The 13204-nt window shown below is 44.3% G+C and carries 15 protein-coding genes and 4 pseudogenes; 8 read left to right on the plus strand and 11 right to left on the minus strand.

Annotation, left to right across the window (positions count from 1 at the left end; genetic code table 11):
* From AB4407_RS19580 to AB4407_RS19590, 3 genes and pseudogenes are all read left to right on the plus strand, one after another.
* Positions 1-114 (plus strand): transposase (locus AB4407_RS19580; protein ID WP_137408370.1); only part of this gene is annotated, 114 nt, incomplete at its 5' end.
* Between the two features lie 3 nt (positions 115-117).
* A pseudogene (locus AB4407_RS19585) lies at positions 118-351 on the plus strand (porin); the annotation flags it as partial.
* A 218-nt stretch (positions 352-569) separates the two neighbouring features.
* Positions 570-1595 carry a LacI family DNA-binding transcriptional regulator gene (locus AB4407_RS19590; protein ID WP_372121710.1) on the plus strand — a complete coding sequence of 342 codons (1026 nt, stop codon included), beginning with the start codon at positions 570-572 and terminating at the stop codon, positions 1593-1595.
* Positions 1596-1663: 68 nt separating this feature from the next.
* Here AB4407_RS19590 and AB4407_RS19595 read toward each other — a convergent pair.
* The 6 genes and pseudogenes from AB4407_RS19595 to AB4407_RS19620 form a co-directional block, all read right to left on the minus strand.
* A pseudogene (locus AB4407_RS19595) lies at positions 1664-1822 on the minus strand (arylsulfatase); the annotation flags it as partial.
* A gap of 18 nt (positions 1823-1840) precedes the next feature.
* Positions 1841-2092, minus strand: a pseudogene (locus AB4407_RS19600) (DUF4345 family protein); the annotation flags it as partial.
* A 39-nt stretch (positions 2093-2131) separates the two neighbouring features.
* Complete coding sequence (locus AB4407_RS19605) at positions 2132-2536, minus strand: globin (RefSeq protein ID WP_372121729.1); 405 nt, start codon at positions 2534-2536, stop codon at positions 2132-2134.
* A gap of 83 nt (positions 2537-2619) precedes the next feature.
* A complete protein-coding gene (locus AB4407_RS19610; protein WP_009847216.1) occupies positions 2620-3000 on the minus strand; it encodes a VOC family protein in 381 nt (126 codons plus the stop codon).
* Between the two features lie 154 nt (positions 3001-3154).
* Positions 3155-3595 (minus strand): redox-sensitive transcriptional activator SoxR, encoded by a 441-nt coding sequence (gene soxR / locus AB4407_RS19615; RefSeq protein ID WP_009847217.1) that lies wholly within the window; start codon positions 3593-3595, stop codon positions 3155-3157.
* A 122-nt stretch (positions 3596-3717) separates the two neighbouring features.
* On the minus strand, positions 3718-4275 hold the full coding sequence (locus AB4407_RS19620) for a DUF1439 domain-containing protein (protein ID WP_102249522.1): 558 nt from the start codon (positions 4273-4275) through the stop codon (positions 3718-3720).
* Positions 4276-4435: 160 nt separating this feature from the next.
* On the opposite strand from AB4407_RS19620, the gene AB4407_RS19625 reads away from it, so the two are divergent.
* From AB4407_RS19625 to AB4407_RS19640, 4 genes are all read left to right on the plus strand, one after another.
* Positions 4436-4822, plus strand: a complete 387-nt coding sequence (locus AB4407_RS19625; RefSeq protein ID WP_372121711.1) for a thiol-disulfide oxidoreductase DCC family protein — start codon at positions 4436-4438, stop codon at positions 4820-4822.
* A gap of 385 nt (positions 4823-5207) precedes the next feature.
* Positions 5208-6530: an ABC1 kinase family protein gene (locus AB4407_RS19630; RefSeq protein ID WP_372121712.1), complete on the plus strand. Its 1323-nt coding sequence runs from the start codon at positions 5208-5210 to the stop codon at positions 6528-6530.
* A gap of 97 nt (positions 6531-6627) precedes the next feature.
* Positions 6628-7173, plus strand: a complete 546-nt coding sequence (locus AB4407_RS19635) for a glutathione peroxidase (RefSeq protein ID WP_372121713.1) — start codon at positions 6628-6630, stop codon at positions 7171-7173.
* The gene (locus AB4407_RS19640; RefSeq protein WP_372121714.1) at positions 7170-7637 is read left to right on the plus strand and encodes a DUF3429 domain-containing protein; all 468 of its coding nucleotides are present in this window, start codon (positions 7170-7172) and stop codon (positions 7635-7637) included. The genes AB4407_RS19635 and AB4407_RS19640 overlap by 4 nt, the downstream gene beginning before the upstream one ends.
* Before the next feature lie 44 nt (positions 7638-7681).
* On the opposite strand, the pseudogene AB4407_RS19645 reads toward AB4407_RS19640, so the two are convergent.
* The 4 genes and pseudogenes from AB4407_RS19645 to AB4407_RS19660 all read right to left on the minus strand — a co-directional run.
* Positions 7682-7843: pseudogene (locus tag AB4407_RS19645) on the minus strand (LysE family translocator); the annotation flags it as partial.
* Positions 7844-7942: 99 nt separating this feature from the next.
* A complete protein-coding gene (locus AB4407_RS19650) occupies positions 7943-8275 on the minus strand; it encodes a hypothetical protein (RefSeq protein WP_372121715.1) in 333 nt (110 codons plus the stop codon).
* A gap of 136 nt (positions 8276-8411) precedes the next feature.
* Positions 8412-9848 (minus strand): lipopolysaccharide biosynthesis protein, encoded by a 1437-nt coding sequence (locus AB4407_RS19655; RefSeq protein ID WP_372121716.1) that lies wholly within the window; start codon positions 9846-9848, stop codon positions 8412-8414.
* A 16-nt stretch (positions 9849-9864) separates the two neighbouring features.
* Complete coding sequence (locus tag AB4407_RS19660) at positions 9865-10791, minus strand: glycosyltransferase family 2 protein (RefSeq protein ID WP_371727964.1); 927 nt, start codon at positions 10789-10791, stop codon at positions 9865-9867.
* Positions 10792-11095: 304 nt separating this feature from the next.
* On the opposite strand from AB4407_RS19660, the gene AB4407_RS19665 reads away from it, so the two are divergent.
* Positions 11096-12244, plus strand: coding sequence for a glycosyltransferase family 4 protein (locus AB4407_RS19665; RefSeq protein ID WP_372032014.1), 1149 nt, complete (start codon positions 11096-11098; stop codon positions 12242-12244).
* Positions 12245-12420: 176 nt separating this feature from the next.
* On the opposite strand, the gene AB4407_RS19670 is transcribed toward AB4407_RS19665, so the two are convergent.
* The gene (locus tag AB4407_RS19670; protein ID WP_372121717.1) at positions 12421-13203 is read right to left on the minus strand and encodes a viroplasmin family protein; all 783 of its coding nucleotides are present in this window, start codon (positions 13201-13203) and stop codon (positions 12421-12423) included.
* Position 13204: the final 1 nt, after the last annotated feature.

Below are 13204 nucleotides of genomic sequence, written 5' to 3' on the forward strand. Positions count from 1 at the left end.
CTTGAAGGGATAAACAACAAGATAAAGCTAATCAAGCGAATGGGGTATGGATATCGAGATACAGACTACTTCTTCTTAAAGATAAAAGCGGCTTTCCCCGGAAAGCCGCGATGAACCTTTGAAAACGGCCTGCGTCCAACCTTTAACGTTAACTACTTAACGGACACAGACGACAACGCTAATGGTTACGAGCGTCAGCTAATTATCCCAGGCCTTGAGTACCACTTTAAGAAGAACAAGTTCTTGGTGTGGACGGAATACCAATTCGACAACGGCAAAGACAAGTCAGTAGGCAACCGTTACGAAAACAGCGACGATCAATTCGCGGCAGGTATTCGTTACTACTTCTAATCTTAGGATCTTATACCAAATCGTATATAAACTGCCTAAACAAAGCTCTGCAGCGTTAACTCTCTAACTAAGCAGAGTTTTTTGGGTTATACCCAGCCTACAACCCAACTACCTCATCAAACCCTTAATTATCATAGAACTTAGCACATTGCTTTTTTTGAATACGCACCTAATTATGTTACTCTGTGCACAGTCAATTTGGTTCAACAGTATGGTCTATGAACTCACCAAAACACTCCACGGCGTCAAAACCAACCGTTACTTCAAAAGATGTCGCTAAACTTGCTGGCGTTTCTCAATCTACCGTTTCTCGTGTATTTGTTCCGGGCAGTTCGGTATCTGAAAAGACCAAGCAGAAAGTATTCGAAGCCGCGAAAGCACTCAACTATCGCCCGAATGCCTTTGCTCGAAGCCTAACCACCAATGAATCTAAATTAATTGGTCTGGTCTTCCCTGATGCTGATTACCCAATTCACATGAAAACACTGCAGCTTATCTCCACTGAACTACAAAAACAGGGATATTCTGCGGTATTGATCCCTTGGCAAGTTGATGGCAACGATAACCACTCAATTCCCAATATCTTCCAATACCGAGTTGATGGCGTGATTGCTGCTTCTGCGACCTTTAACAAGTCGCTTTATGAAGAGTGTGAAGAATTCGACATTCCTATCGTTCAGTTCGCACGTGTGGTTGAAGGGACTAAGAGTAGCCATGTGGTGAGCGACAACTACGCCGCTGGCCAAGTTGCCGCTCAGCATTTGCATAGCGTAGGGACAAAGTCCGCGGTTTATCTAACAGGTAACGTACCGACTTACACCAATGGCGAACGTGAAGCGGGCTTTTGTTCAGAGTTCGAAGACCTAACTGGCAAGCAAGCTCGTGTTATTGAAGCGGATTATGACTACCTTGATTCACTGGATACGATTCGCGCTCTGCTTTCCGAGCCAACAAAGCCGCAAGCGATATTCTGTGCGACAGATAACCTAGCAATGGCTGTTATGGATGTAGCGCGTTTAGAGTTCAATCTACGTATTCCTGAAGATCTGCAAGTCATTGGTTTTGATGACATTCCACAAACTCAGTGGTTGAACTACCAATTGACTACCTTCAAGCAAGATTTCAGACGCCTTGCTCGTGAGTCAGTAAAAATTGTCGTTAGCCAAATTCAAGAACAAGACACCAGCTTGGTTAAGTTGATGGTGCCAGTGAAGTTCATAGAGCGAAAAACAACGCTAAAATAGAGCCAAAGTTAAGACGCATTCCAATAAAAATCCCGCTCACACAGAGCGGGATTTTTTTATGATATCTAATTTGGTGTTTCGCTGCTCATCACACCGTTGTGGTAAGCACTTAAGTTTGAAATACCCATATCATCAGTGAAGATAGCAAAGATATTTGGCTGCTCTTGAGCTGACCATGCCGATAGCGAAAAGCTACTCAACACACTCAAGATTACAAGATGAAAAATCCTTTTAGTAAAATGTCCTTATACTGTTTCAGATTGCTCGTTATGAATCATTTTTAAACCGACTAAACCAAAGCCCAGTTCCAAGACCAGATAAACGAAAAGTAGCCAATGCGGCATGCCAACCACCAAACTGATGACTCGTCCGGCAGCCAAACCCAACATGAAAACCACCAAACTATATAACGCTGGCAGTCGATATTTTTTGAACAGTGCGCCAAGTACCCAAAATAACGCCAGAGCCAAATACAACCCAATCACCGCACGAATGATTGAGTAGATAAAACGGATAAGCCTCGTGTTATGCGAGGCTTATTTAACGACACATTCTTGCTTCATTATTTTGAGGCCAGTGGCCAGAGTTAGAGTCCAAGCTTGTTCAACTTGATCGTTATAATGCGGGTCGTATTTTTTAACGGTATTGAGCAACGAATTGAACCAATCGTTGAGCTCTTGCTCAGAAATATCCATGCCTAAATCTTTATGTCGCTTCCCAAGCTTTCTCACCGAGTTTCGTACGCTCGGCAGACCTGCAGAGTTATAGATAAGGATGATTGAAGCTTTAAGCATCTTGGTTTGTTGCTCTAACCCTATGTTTTCAAATCGCTCTGAAAACCTAGGGTTGTGTTCGCAGAAGTCCGCCAAAAATGTTTCTAGAAATTCTTCATCGATCCTGCAACGCTCAAAGCTTTCATAAAACAGTTCATTAGGTGTCATTTTGTTGGTTCTTCGCATTCGCCAGCGATCCTTAACAGTCCATGTCATCTAAGTATACGCCATTATGGTATAAGTATACGCCACTATGGCATAAAGTGAGTTGCACAGATCTTGTTTCCATCAGGATCTCGCAAATAAGCCATGTACAAGCGACGCTCGTCAGAACCTCTCGCTCCGGGGCCATTTTCAATACTGGTACCGCCATTTTCGACGCCAACACGATGCCACTCATCTACAACTTCTGGGGAGGATGCAAGAAAACCCACCGTCATACCGTTGCCGTGAGTCGCAGGCTGACCATCAATCGGCTTCGTTAAACCCAACACACCCGTTTGGCTAACGTAAACACAGCGCCCTTTGGGATCAACAGAACCTTCGCTATAACCAAGCACTTTCATGATTGGGTCATAAAAAGCCTTCGCGCGTTCAATATCTTTGGTACCGAGAAAAACATGGCTGAACATAACTAACCTCTTCTTTTATTGAAAGAACCACATAAACTAGACCTATAATTCGTGTTTGTCTAGGCGCGCTATTCGGTCACAACTGTTGCTTAACCCATTGAGTAAAAGGTGAAATTTAGTCCGTTGCACCATGTCTTTCGGGAACTAAGTTAGTCTAGTCAACAATGCGTTGTGCACCCTGTCCTTGGTCATGCAGAATATCTTCAGGGTTCAACAGTTGGCACTTCTGCATACTCAGACAACCACAACCGATACAACCGGTTAGGTTCTCTTGTAGCGACTTGATCTGCGCCATTTTGCTGTCGAGCTGACCTTGCCACTTCTTCGCGACTCGCTCCCAATCTCGCTTAGTTGCGGTATGGTTCATCGGCAGTGTCGATAACTCTTCCGTGATCTCTTCCAGCGTAAAACCTATCGACTGCGCGACTTGGATCAACGCAATTCGTCTCAACATCGCCGACTGATAACGACGCTGATTTCCGTTAGTACGAATCGAAGCAATCAGCCCTTTGGTTTCATAAAAGCGCAGCGCTGAAGGAGCGACACCGCTTCGCTCCGCCAATTGGCCTATGGTGAGATATACGATGTTTCTCATTGCTACTCTATCCTCGGCGATCACAAACAGATGAATTTCACTTTAACTTTAACTTTAACTTTAACTTTAACTTTATAATAATTAAAGGTTAACGTCTTCACCAACAGGGCAAGTAAAACGAATTAGTCGAACAGTTCAATAACCAGCTTATTATCTTTAATCACAAGATTCGGTTCCGATGACTTAATCAACGACTCTTGCACTTTATTGCTGTCGAGCTTGTAAACGGGAGACTGGGACAAAGCGAAACCAATCATAGAAACGGCAGGCTTAAGTAGTTTGGCAATCTCTGGCGAAAGCTGTTTATCTTTTTCTTCAAAGCGTTCTAAACGCAGTGATTTCAAATAAATCTCACCACTCTCTTTGTCGTATTCAGGAATCGCACTGAACTCGATATCAAGATCCAACCCCATATTCGGCATATTGAACACCTGAACTTTTGCATTGGTGTTCGCTAAAACAGACACACGCTCGGTATCAGCTCTACCAATCTGCACCGCTAAATCATCAACAGCGACTTGCGCATACATAACGTTTTGCACACCGACTTCTTGTTCTAACATCACCGAATCTTGCAGGTAGTTCGTCATTTCTTGTTCAGTCACACTGTAGCTAACACAACCGCCGAGCATCAGCGCAGAAGCTGCTAAAATGAACTTTTTTGCTACGTTAATTATCATCAATATCAGCTCTTTATCGTTAGTTATTAGCGCGGGGTTTACCTTGTGATGGTACTGTAAAATAGTCGTCACAATTACAGTGTCGGATAACTGAGTAAAATGATCCACCTAGTTGGTGATTGCGTACAATTTAAAATTAGCAAAAATAGTTAGGGAAACAATGACTGCATTAACGATATTTTACGATGGTACCTGTCCACTTTGTGCAAAAGAGATGGCGGCACTGGCTAAATCTGATACCAAAAATCAGATTCAAACCATCGATATCTACAGTGAAGCTTTTTCAGACTACCCGCAGATAGATGCAGAGGCAGCCAACACGATTTTGCATGCACTCGATGAGAATGGAAAATTACTGCTGGGTTTAGACGTGACCTACCAAGCGTGGCGCTTAGTAGGAAAAGGTTGGCTATACGCGCCATTGCGTTGGGCGATATTTAAGCCAGTGGCCGACTGGTGTTATCTTCGGTTTGCCAAGAACCGATACAAAGTCTCTTTCTGGCTAACTGGAAAGTCACGCTGCGATGGTAACAGCTGCACAAAATAGTACTTGGTTAAGACATACCACTTGCGACTTTGTAATACACCACACCAAACAGCGCAGCAAAAACTAAACCGGTAACCGCGACTTTTAACCAAATAAACTTCATGTTTTTTCCTTTAAATTCTGTTTACTGTTTCGCGAGCAACGTTACCACAACAAAACATTCGGTTGGGTAATGATTTATAGAACTTTGTAGTCATACCAATCACAGTAAGTAAGTGGTCAAAAATAGCGCAGGGAAAAAGCTGGAGAACAAGGCGGATTTTTTCGATAAGTAGTTATTCTACAATCAAAAAATCTAACGACGTTATCGAGATTTTTAACAAGCTAGGGTGAACAGTTATTTACTACGATTGGTATCAATCTTGATAACTAAGTGAGAACCTTTATGTCGGCAAAAGAGAGAAACCTTCCTACACATCGAATTTCGAGATTCAGTAAGTTTGCCTCGCTGGCGACAAGGGTCGCGGGTAATGTGATAACGGAAGGCACCAAACAACTCGCACAGGGCAATAGGCCGAAAGCAAAAGACTTAATGCTGACGCCGCAGAACATTGCTCGCCTGACTGACCAACTCGCACACTTGCGCGGTGCAGCGATGAAGTTAGGACAAATGCTGTCAATGGACGCTGGCGATGTCCTCGAACCTGAACTCGCCGACATTCTTTCTCGCCTGCGCTCAGACGCTGACCCGCTGCCAACAAAGCAGCTCAATCAAGTGTTAGAAAACTCGCTCGGCATAAACTGGAAAGCCGAATTCCTTTCCTTCAACTTTAAACCGATCGCCAGTGCGTCCATCGGACAAGTTCACCAAGCCTATAGCGATGCGGGAGACAAACTTGCCATCAAAGTGCAATATCCAGGCATTCGAAAGAGCATCGACAGTGATGTGGACAACGTAGGCACATTGCTTAACATCGTTGGGTTGATACCTAAGTCTGTCGATTACAAAGGCTTACTAGAAGAAGCGAAGAAACAGCTCCATGATGAAGCAGATTATGCTCGCGAGGCTGACTACGCGACACGTTACTATCATGCTCTGAAAGAACACGCTCACTTCGTGGTACCTAAGATTCATCCTCGAATGTCTTCAGAATCGGTGCTCGCGATGGACTTCATTGAAGGTGTCTCGATAGAGCAAATTCAAGGTTACGATCAAAGCACTCGTGATTTTGTCATGCGCAGCTTGCTCGAACTCATGTTCAAGGAATTGTTTGATTTTAAAATGGTGCAGACCGACCCTAACTTCGCCAACTACCTTTACGTTGAAAACACGCGCCAGATTGGGCTGTTAGATTTTGGGGCAACCCGAGAGTACAGCGACCGCTTCAGTGATGGCTATCGTTTGGCCTTTACTTCTGTGATTAATCACGATGAACAAGGACTCAACAAGGCATTAGAGCAGATTGGTTTTTTTAGCGAGACTATTCTCCCCGCTCAACGCCAAGCTATTCTCAACTTGGTGACTATGGCCTGTGAACCCATGTTGGTCGACGAAGAGTACGATTTTAAAGCCAGCGGACTCGCTCAACGACTTCGTGAAGCTGGCACCATTTTGAGCATGGAGCAAGAGTATTGGCACACGCCACCCGCAGACGCCCTATTCCTCCATCGTAAAATCGGTGGCATGTATCTGTTAGCCGCTCGCCTTGGAGCTAGGGTGAACATAAGTCGTTTGGTCGCTCCATATCTCATTCGCGATGACACTTGATTCGTTCATAAATAGTGACGGTTAATGATTAGCAGAGTGATCATTTCGTGCTGCGCAAGAGTACTAACAGTTACGCCAACTAAAATGAGCCAAACCTATGAAACCTTCACTGCTTTGCTCCACCGCCCTGATTGCGAGCCTAACGAGCTCTATCGCTGTTGCATCAAGTTGCCCTGAGATACTCAACGGCAAACAACGTTTGTTAAATTCGAGCGAAGAGATAGAGCTGTGTGAGGAGTTTCAAGGCAAAACCCTTTTGGTTGTGAACACGGCCAGCCAATGTGGCTTCACACCACAATTTAAACAATTAGAGCAACTGCATCAAACCTATAAAGACCAGGGTTTCACGGTTGTCGGCTTTCCAAGCAACGATTTTCGTCAAGACCGAGGAAGCGAAGAGAAGTCAGCCAAAATCTGTTGTCTCGACTACGGTTTTACCTTTCCGATGATGGCCCGAGCATCACTATCTGGCAGTAGCGCTAACCCTGTGTTTGCAGAAATACAGCAGCAAGCAGGTGTCACACCCAAATGGAACTTCTACAAATTCCTAATCAGCAAAGAAGGTAAAGTGGTGGCAACCTTCCCTAGCTCGACATCACCAGTGAGTGCGACACTCAAAAATGCGATTGAGCAGCAGCTATGAGGGCAGATTACATGGCAACAACTCAAACCCGCAATACCATGGCCAAGCTAGGTTACATGGGGCTAGTCCCGTTTCTGTTTGGCCTACTGCTGTCTCTAACTGACAGCCAATTTTTAGGCCTGAGTGGCGAGACACTCTTCATCACTTATAGCGTGGTCATATTGAGTTTTTTATCGGGTATTTTGTGGGGAAATGGCATCGAAAATTTCGAAAACCAGTCCAGCAACAAGGCTCTGATTCTGAGTAACGTGATTGTGTTATTCGCATGGTTAGCGGTGCTACTTGGGGAACAAAAAGAGTTTCTCACGACTCTGATTCTTATCATCGGCTACATTGCGGTTTGGCGAGCGGAAAGGTCGATGAGAGAAGAAAATCAAAGCGAAGGCCCGGACGGCTACTTTGACATGAGAACTCGGCTCACCTCTAGTGTCGTGTTAATGCACGGTATCGTGATGTTGACCTAGGTGTGCGTACGCCCATATTTAAATCGGCATCAAGAAGTGGGCTCTAGATAGGCACTCACTTCTTTAATGGTACCAAACCCAGCGACAAAGGCGACCTGAAATCCGTAACAACGGGCGTTATTCATTGATAACAAATTGTTTGGTCCCGGTGTCATGTTGAGCGCAAAACAAGCCGGGATGAATAGCATTAACTTCCAGATTTCCATTTTTCCTCCTTGTTAAAAACTTCGTAAATACTTAATCAATAAACGAATACAGAAAACTCTATATTTAACAGCTTCACATGCCGTAATTAAAATTAATCATTACTCTACAACATGGTCCTCATCGTCTGGTTCAATCAAATTCTCTGCAATACCAATTTCGCCCGCGATGAAAATCGCACTCGCTATCGTTTCTAATGTTTTATTCGGCTCTCTATCCGGTACTTCGCCCACTTCAGGAACGGGCTGCGATCGCGAGATTGAATTACAAACGACACTTTCACAAACGATATTGTGTTGTTCCTGTTGAGAAACTTCAGGTGGCTTAAAATCCGGTGAATTGAAGTCGGGAGCAGTAATACCCTCATTTGAAAACTCAGAGGCGCTGTATGAGGCAGCTGAAAACAGAGAGAGGAGCAGCATCCACTTATTCATATATCTTTCCATAGTTAGTATTCACTAGATTTATAAATACTATCTAATTAAAACAATTATGAACAGTGTTTTATTGTTAATAATTCATATTTCCCTAGACGCTTATCAGAATACCCTCGCTCTGAGTGAAATCGGTTCAACTTACGTGGGAATGTTTGCCTAACGTGAGCTTATCGAGCAACGCTTGTGGAACAGGAATAACAGAGTATCGAACAAAGGCGACTAACGTCACTATTGCCACAAAACTGCCTAAAACAAAGTCATGAACATCAACCAGCACCCAACCAAGAAGCTGGTCACTGGTAATCGCAAGTATGGCGATACTCACCGCAGCCATCCATTTACGATGATCGTAAGGCAAGTACTCCATTTTTTGGCTCACAATATAAAGCAGTGACAGCCTCACGGCATAAGTACCACAAAGCACCACTACCACGGCCCACACGCCATAAATCGGTGTCACAACAAAATAGCCAATGGTTGCTAAGATCGCACAACCACCCTGTATCCACATTTGCGACTGACTTGAGTCACCGCTAAAACAACCGAGGTTAAGGTAATCTCCTGCATTCTTAATCACGCCAATGGCCAAGAGTGCTACAACAATAGTACCTGCATATTGATAACTGCTGGGCAGAATCAAAGTAATAAAACCAGGTACAGTAAGGATCATCAAACAACCCAATACAATGGCCAGATTAACACCGACCAGCGCTCTGTCCGCACACTCTTTCTTGCCATTAGGTTGTTGCAACATGGCCACCCGGTTTGGAAACCACCACAAAGCATAAGGCTGCAGTAACAAGCCAAGCAGCAACGCAAACTTGCCACTGACCGCATAGATTGCAAGTTCTTCAACACCCACAAAGCTTGCCATCACCCAACGGTCTAGGCCTGTAATCATGTAAATAGAAGCACCACCGACTAACGTGGGCAATCCAAACTTTAGGATCTTAGCGGAGTATTTTAGGCTGCCAAATGAGCCCATCTCCTGCCATTGATAACGCAGTAAACACAGCATCAACAACACACTCGAAACAGCGGAAGAGATCAGAACACCATCAATGCCATATCCAGCCTCAAGCAACACAAAGGTCATTGCAGCTTGCACCGTTGCCTTCAATACATTTAGCATACAAAAGCGCTTAGCCATCGCATTCATTCGCATCAATGTTAGCGGGATAGAAATCGCACCATCTAACATGGTCGGTATTAGCAAAAGTAGGATTTGATAAGGTTGAAACTCGACGGGCAACATCAGTAACAACAACGGCATACTAAGAGCAATTAAAGCCCCTCCTAGCACACAGACCAAGACACTCAACGTGAAACAGTTCGAGACCAGCTTTCTTTTTTCTTCACCCTCAGCAACGCCAACATATCGATACATGGCTTCAACAATGCCAAAGCTAAATAATATCGTCCCGATGTCAGCCAACAAGACGATGGCTTCTAAAGAACCGTATTCAGCCAACGTCATCTTATGGGTGATATAGGGGATCATCACCAGCGAGATCCCTTTCATCATCACAATGCCAATGGCGTAATAGGCAGACTGTTTTAGTGACCCCATAGCAGACACCTATTCCTTACAATGCAGGTATTAGGAAACTCTTACAGTCTCCAAGAAGATGTCGTAACGTTCGTTTTTGCGGAGCCAAAACTAACGAGCGAATACTGTATGAAATGGCCAATCGGTTTTGTTGTAAGCCTCTGTAATAGTCAGCGTAGCCTTCCAGTATTCTCGCCTTTGCGATTTTGAAGCTAGAAGTGGGTAGATTCCATCGTTGACTGTCATTTTGGTAATGTTGAAGAATGGTTTCTATAGATTGCAAATTTCTCAATTTAAGACTTTCAGTTTGGGTTACTGAACTCGCTCTCATCAAGTAACCAACCTGCACCGAGTTCAACACACCGATCTGATGGTTTTCACTCATTCGAAGCCACAGTTCCCAATCTTCCCCATACTTGATGTCAGCATTGAAACTGTCTGTTTGAGAAAACACATCTGCTTTCACCATGACCGTTGATGTTCCAATCACATTGTTTTCAATGATGAACTCCAACGGGTTTTCGATATTGATGAACAGCTCGTCTTGATCTTGAAACTGCGACCAGTAACTAAAGCAGTCGACTATCACTTGGTAATCTTCCGTCAGGTGTTCGTAGTTAGTAAAGCTCATCGAGAGATCTGGGTAACGTTGATGAAATTCGAGTTGGCGCTCAATTTTTTCCGGAAACCAGAAGTCGTCCGCGTCTAAAAAAGCGATGTATTCTCCGGTCGCCTTTTCAATCCCTAGGTTTCTCGCTTGAGGCGCACCAACACCCAACGTAGATATGATTATAATGCGCTCGTCGTCTATCGAAGCGAGATACGTCGACGTTCCATCGTTGCTGTTATCGTCAATGACAATGAGCTCAACATCTTGATGAGTCTGCTTCAGTACGCTGCCAATTGCCTTCGGCAGGTAATCCAAACAATTGTAGGTAGGAATAACAACACTTACTTTAGCCATAATGACGCCCTCAGATTTATACGTTATATGGCTGACGTTGCATTTTCTATGCCGAGAGTGCTTTGCTACGAAATCACCTCTAGATCAGCCACCTACGCGTCCATTCTCAAAATGACGACAAAACACAGATGTCCAAAAAAACTGCAACTCCAATTTGAGAAAACGAGCTACTTCTTAAGGGGTAACCTTCGAAAAGCAATCAGAAAGCCCTCCAAAGCTACGATTTGATCTTGGTTCGTATCTTGCTTTGTTGGTTATTACCTTGGCTTGATAGCTTTAGTCATATGGATTTGAGGAGTAAGGAATGAAGAAAGTAGCATTTGTGGCGCCAACCTACCCTGTACTCAGTGAGACCTTCATTCAAACAGAAGTCGACTCTGTGAAAGCGTGTGGGCACGATGTGTGTGTAATGACGTTCAAAATTGAAAACAACGAAAAACAGTTCGACTACGACATTGTCGAAATAGGCAAAAATGTTCGGATGGGTAAAGTCGCCAGCATTAACTGGATAGGTTTCATCAAGGCTGTCTCATTTATTTCTAAGCAAACCAGCATGCCCAAAAAGTCATTGTTCGCTTATGGGTTTAAATTAGCGCTGCAACTCGCGGAAAACGACGCCGAACACGTTCATGCGCATTTCTGTCAGCACACCACAGCTCACGCCATCGTCGCGGCAAAGCTGCTGAATATCACCTGTTCGTTCGTTGCTCACGGTCATGATGTTTACGAGTTCGCTTATGACATTGAACATAAGATTTCATCGAGTGATTTTGTGGTTGCAGTGTGTAAAGACATGCTCGCTGACTTCAACACCATGGCGAAAGGAAACATTAAACTCCTGCACTGCGGAGTTAATACCAAACAATTCCAACTCAACCCAAAAGCCGAAACGAAACAACTTCGCTTTGTTTTCCTTGGCCGATTAGTGGAGCAAAAAGGCATCCATCATCTTATTGATGCATTGGCGCCGATTGCCGAACCTCTCGACATTCATCTCGATATCATCGGTACGGGCGATTTAGAGCAACAATTAAAATTGCAGGTCAAAGAGCAAGGACTCACTCGAAACGTGACCTTTCTTGGCGCTAAACCTCACGAGTGGGTGAAAGAGAAACTATCGAACTATGACAGCCTAATCGCGCCCTTCTGTTTTTCCGAAACTGGGTGTGTGGATACAGGACCACTGGTTTTAAAAGAAGCGATGGCCGTGGGAACACCCGTCATTACCACCAACATCATGGGATGCAAAGAGATCGTCTCACCAGAGACGGGGTTTGTAGTCAGCGAAAAAAACGTTGAGGAATTAAGAGAAGCGATTGAGCGTTTTGCACAGCTAAGCAGTAACGATAAAACATCGATGGGGTTAAAGGCACGTGAGAGAGTGAAAGACAGTTTTAATTCGATCAAACAAGCTCAGCAATTATCTCGTTGGATAGAGAACCCTGCTCAATAAGGACTAACTCAGACAGCTAAGCATCATACTAACTACTCAGCACCATAAGAAAACGGAGCACCACAAAAACAAAGAGCGCTACATTGATTTGAAATGTAACGCTCAACTTAGCACAGCCTAATGATGGCAACTTATGCTTTCAGTAACTTTCATTAGCTTTTCATTAAGAAGCCTAGCTAGCCTGCTCGCAGCGCCAAAATAGACTCAAGATCTTCGATGTCACGATATTGAGCTAGCTCCTGCTCTTTCGATGAAATAGCCACAATCGACATTCTATCGGCCAATTCGTTACCTTCAATGCCAACGTGTCCGTTCACATGGTAGATGGTAATTTTTGAAGCCAGTTCTTGGTAGAGAGCATACGCAGGCTTAATAATATCGAGGTTTTTGATCTCGCCGCCCGACTTAGTCCAGCCCTTTTTCTCCCAACCCGTTGCCCACTTAGTAATACAGTCTATCGAGTATTTCGAGTCACAACAAATCGCCACAGATAAACCCGCTTGAAGCTTTTCTTGCGCGAGGATGAAGGCTTGCTTTAAACCTTGAAGCTCTGCGGTATTGTTCGTGCCCATCGGTTGATACAAGCCATACCACAACTCGGTTAGCTCATTTTTCAAGTAGACCGCTAACCCCGTTCCTGCTTCACCAGGGTTTGGCTCACAGGCGCCATCGGTAAAGATCTTGATGTCAAAAGGCATATCCGTAATTTGCTGCTGAGAAAGAGGCGGTACCTTCGCTTTAGTGGCTGTACGTGGCTTCGAAAATGCAGGCTTAACACCTGAACTCGACTGAGATGCAGAAGACGCTTTACCACCGAAAGCAGACTCTGCTTCGCCTAGTGTGGGAAACGATTTATATCTCGCGCCTGCAAAGCCATCGACCTGAGCTTTACACTCGTTCCAAGTGGTAAAAATACCCGGTGTGCGACCTTTCCAAACCACATAATATTTCTTAGCCAAA

The organism is Vibrio sp. 10N.261.46.E11 (assembly GCF_041472735.1).
GTDB lineage: Bacteria > Pseudomonadota > Gammaproteobacteria > Enterobacterales > Vibrionaceae > Vibrio.

Bases quoted from the DNA above. Each gene is read 5' to 3' on its own strand.
- AB4407_RS19660 (WP_371727964.1), bottom strand. From the start codon at position 10,791: ATGGCTAAAGTAAGTGTTGTTATTCCTACCTACAATTGTTTGGATTAC.
- AB4407_RS19605 (WP_372121729.1), bottom strand. From the start codon at position 2,536: ATGACACCTAATGAACTGTTTTATGAAAGCTTTGAGCGTTGCAGGATC.
- AB4407_RS19590 (WP_372121710.1), top strand. From the start codon at position 570: ATGAACTCACCAAAACACTCCACGGCGTCAAAACCAACCGTTACTTCA.
- AB4407_RS19610 (WP_009847216.1), bottom strand. From the start codon at position 3,000: ATGTTCAGCCATGTTTTTCTCGGTACCAAAGATATTGAACGCGCGAAG.
- AB4407_RS19635 (WP_372121713.1), top strand. From the start codon at position 6,628: ATGAAACCTTCACTGCTTTGCTCCACCGCCCTGATTGCGAGCCTAACG.
- AB4407_RS19620 (WP_102249522.1), bottom strand. From the start codon at position 4,275: ATGATAATTAACGTAGCAAAAAAGTTCATTTTAGCAGCTTCTGCGCTG.
- AB4407_RS19665 (WP_372032014.1), top strand. From the start codon at position 11,096: ATGAAGAAAGTAGCATTTGTGGCGCCAACCTACCCTGTACTCAGTGAG.
- AB4407_RS19625 (WP_372121711.1), top strand. From the start codon at position 4,436: ATGACTGCATTAACGATATTTTACGATGGTACCTGTCCACTTTGTGCA.
- AB4407_RS19650 (WP_372121715.1), bottom strand. From the start codon at position 8,275: ATGAATAAGTGGATGCTGCTCCTCTCTCTGTTTTCAGCTGCCTCATAC.
- soxR (WP_009847217.1), bottom strand. From the start codon at position 3,595: ATGAGAAACATCGTATATCTCACCATAGGCCAATTGGCGGAGCGAAGC.
- AB4407_RS19640 (WP_372121714.1), top strand. From the start codon at position 7,170: ATGAGGGCAGATTACATGGCAACAACTCAAACCCGCAATACCATGGCC.
- AB4407_RS19630 (WP_372121712.1), top strand. From the start codon at position 5,208: ATGTCGGCAAAAGAGAGAAACCTTCCTACACATCGAATTTCGAGATTC.
- AB4407_RS19655 (WP_372121716.1), bottom strand. From the start codon at position 9,848: ATGGGGTCACTAAAACAGTCTGCCTATTACGCCATTGGCATTGTGATG.